Source organism: Streptomyces sp. NBRC 110611, from assembly GCF_001590865.1.
In the GTDB taxonomy this organism is placed as follows: Bacteria; Actinomycetota; Actinomycetes; order Streptomycetales; family Streptomycetaceae; genus Streptomyces.
The window spans coordinates 22,351-25,340 of record NZ_BBUY01000035.1; the positions used below are offsets into that span (position 1 = coordinate 22,351).

2 protein-coding genes and 1 pseudogene are annotated in these 2,990 nt (G+C 68.2%); all 3 read left to right on the forward strand.

Annotated elements, in window-relative coordinates:
- Positions 1-534: pseudogene (locus tag AZE13_RS32190) on the forward strand (carbonic anhydrase); the annotation flags it as partial.
- Positions 535-1,298: 764 nt separating this feature from the next.
- Positions 1,299-1,892 (forward strand): carbonic anhydrase, encoded by a 594-nt coding sequence (locus AZE13_RS32195; protein WP_066940079.1) that lies wholly within the window; start codon positions 1,299-1,301, stop codon positions 1,890-1,892.
- A 102-nt stretch (positions 1,893-1,994) separates the two neighbouring features.
- Positions 1,995-2,990 (forward strand): SulP family inorganic anion transporter (locus AZE13_RS32200; protein ID WP_066940088.1); only part of this gene is annotated, 996 nt, incomplete at its 3' end.

Here is a 2,990-nt window from a genome sequence, read left to right on the forward strand (position 1 = left end):
CCAAGCTTTCGAGCAGCTGCTGGCTGGCAACGAGCGCTTCGTTGCGGGCGCGCCCGTTCAGCGCCCGTTCGCTGTGCTCTTCGGCTCCTCCGACTCCCGGCCGCTGAGATCAGCTTCGACCGGGGCTTGGGTGAGCGCTTCGTGTCCGCACCGCCGGCCACGTGGCGGGGTCGGAGGTGCTGGACAGCATCGAGTACGACCTGAGCGTGCTGGGCTGCCCGCTGGTAGTGGTGCTGAGCCACGACTCGTGCAGCGGCAACCCGAGCCGCCCTCGCCGACGGCGTCGGCACCACGGAGTACGTGCACAACGTCATCGAGCGCGTCACGACCAGCGTCCTGCCCGCCCGTGCCGCCGGCCTCACCGGGGACGGTGACATCATCGCCGAGCACATCTGGCACACCGTCGACCTCTTTCTGGACCGCTCCAGAGTGCTCGCCGACCACGTTGCTGCCGGAAAGACGGCCGTGGTGGGTCTGTCCTACCGGCTGGCGGACGGGAGTGTCCGACTCGTCACAGCCCGCGGCCTGCCGAAGGAAGCAGCAACTCCAGGCCCGGCCCGTCTCAACGGTCGAGAAGCGGACGACGTGCTGACCAGGGCGACCAACTCCACAGCGCGGCATCCCTAACGTTGAGTGATCACAGAAATTCCGAGGTCGTCCCTGCCACCACACTCGCCCCCCTGGACATGGGGGACTTCGACATGATCGACGGCCCGGGCCGGGCAGGACCACTACCTGAGCGCGTCCCAGCCTCTTCTTGGCGGGGATCCTCGGCGTAGAGATTGACCGCCACGGTGAGGCGGCGAGTTTCAGCTAAGGGGCGTACGCCTGGGCACGTCACAGTCAGCAATGCGACAATCACCCAAACGGTATAGTGCTTGACCATGACTTGACCTTCAGCTGTGAGGTAATCTCCAGGCAAAGAGGTGTTCGCGGTAGTACCAAGCGAACTGCCGTAACGAACTGGTGCAGTGGCACACATGTGGTCTGGCCAACGGCCGCATTACTCAGGGGGAGATGTGCTGATGGAGTGGCGTCGGATTCCCTGCGATTCCGGGCACTGGTCGGCATGGTCGCTCCCGGACCACAGACGTTCCCGCTCCTAGCGCCACGCGGTGACGGGCGCTCCCCGCTGCAGGGGTGAACGCCGTCCGTCTCCGACTACCTCTCCGCGTCGACGATGACGCGGAAGCACACCGGCTGTCCCGCTCTTCGGGCACGCCGACGCACACCCATCGACTGATGACCTGAACACACCGCGCCCGCAACACGCTTGCGGGCGCAGGAGAAAGGCCACCATGAAGTCCCTGTTTGACAACGCACGTTCCTTCACGACGCACGTGGCCGAGCGTGCCGAGGAGTTCCGCACCCTTGAGGCCGGGCAGAGCCCCGAGGTCCTGTTCATCACCTGCTCCGACTCACGCGTGGTGCCCTCCCTGATCACCGGCGCACGACCCGGTGAACTGTTCGAGCTCCGCACAGCGGGCAACATCGTTCCCGAGTACCGCAGCGACCACCCCACTGGCGAGACGGCCACCATCGAGTTCGCGGTGCGCGTCTTGGGCGTCAGCGACGTCATCGTGTGCGGACACTCCCACTGCGGCGCGGTCAACGCCCTGGTAAGTGGCGGCGATCTGTCCGGGCTGCCCGCCGTACAGGGCTGGCTGGAGCACGCGGCGTCCAGGCCCGAGACGACCACACCCCCTTCCCCGGACCTTGCCGAGGCGGTTCAGCGCCACGCGGTCGCTCAGCTGGAGCGGCTGTACACCCACCCCTGTATCGCGGAGCGGGTCGCGGCGGGGACGTTGGCGGTGCACGCCTGGTACTACGAGGTGCACACCGGAGCCGTACAGCAGTACGGCCCGGACCACGCGTCGTTCCGGCCGCTGTGACCCACGTCCGCCCGCCCCACGGGCCGCCGAGTACTTCCCCCTTTCCGCTTCCCCTGTGCGAGGAAGTCCACTGATGCTCTCCACCCTCAAAGACCCGCCTATCTGCGGCATGACGTCCTGGCCTCCCTGGTCGTCTTCCTGGTCGCCCTGCCCCTGTGCGTGGGAGTGGCCGTGGCCTCCGGAGTACCGGCCGAACTCGGCCTGATCACCGGCATCGTCGGCGGCCTGGTCTTCGGCTTCCTGCCCGGCAGCAGCCTCCAAGTCAGCGGCCCGGCCGCCGGGTTGACCGTCCTGGTCTTCGAGGCCGTCCAGGAATTCGGCCTCGGCGTCCTGGGAGCCATCGTCCTGATCGCCGGCCTGGCCCAAATCGCTCTGGGAGCCCTGCGGTTCGGCCGCTTCTTCCGCGCGATCACGGTCGCCGTCGTCCAGGGCATGCTCGCCGGCATCGGCCTTGTGCTGATCTTCGGCCAGCTCTACACCATGGCCGACGTCAAGCAACCCCGCTCCGGGATCGACAAAATCGCGGGACTGCCGCACCTGGTCACCGAGATCGCCACCTCCAGCGCCGCCCTGACCGCGTTCGCCATCGGGGCAGCCACCATCGCCGTCCTCGTCCTGTGGAAGAAACTCCCCGCCAAGGCCCAGGTGGTGCCCGCGCCGCTCGCCGGCGTCGCGCTGGCCACCGCCGCCACCGCCGTGGCCGGCTGGCCCGTACCCCGCGTCGAAGTCCAAGGACTCCTCTCGGCCATCCAGCCGCCGGGGATGTCCGACTTCGCCTCGCTGGGCAGCCTCGCCGCCCTGGGCACGGTCCTCGCCTTCGCGCTCATCGCCTCGGCCGAGAGCCTCTTCAGTGCGGCCGCCGTCGACCGCATGCATGACGGCCCACGCACCGACTACGACAAGGAACTGATGGCCCAGGGAGTGGGCAACACCCTCTGCGGCATCCTCGGTGCCCTGCCCCTGACCGCGGTCATCGTGCGCAGCGCGGCCAACGTCCAGGCCGGGGCCAAGACGAAGCTCTCCCGCATCCTGCACGGCCTGTGGCTGGTGCTCTTCGCGGCCCTCCTGCCGGCCGCAATCGGCATCATCCCCCTAGGG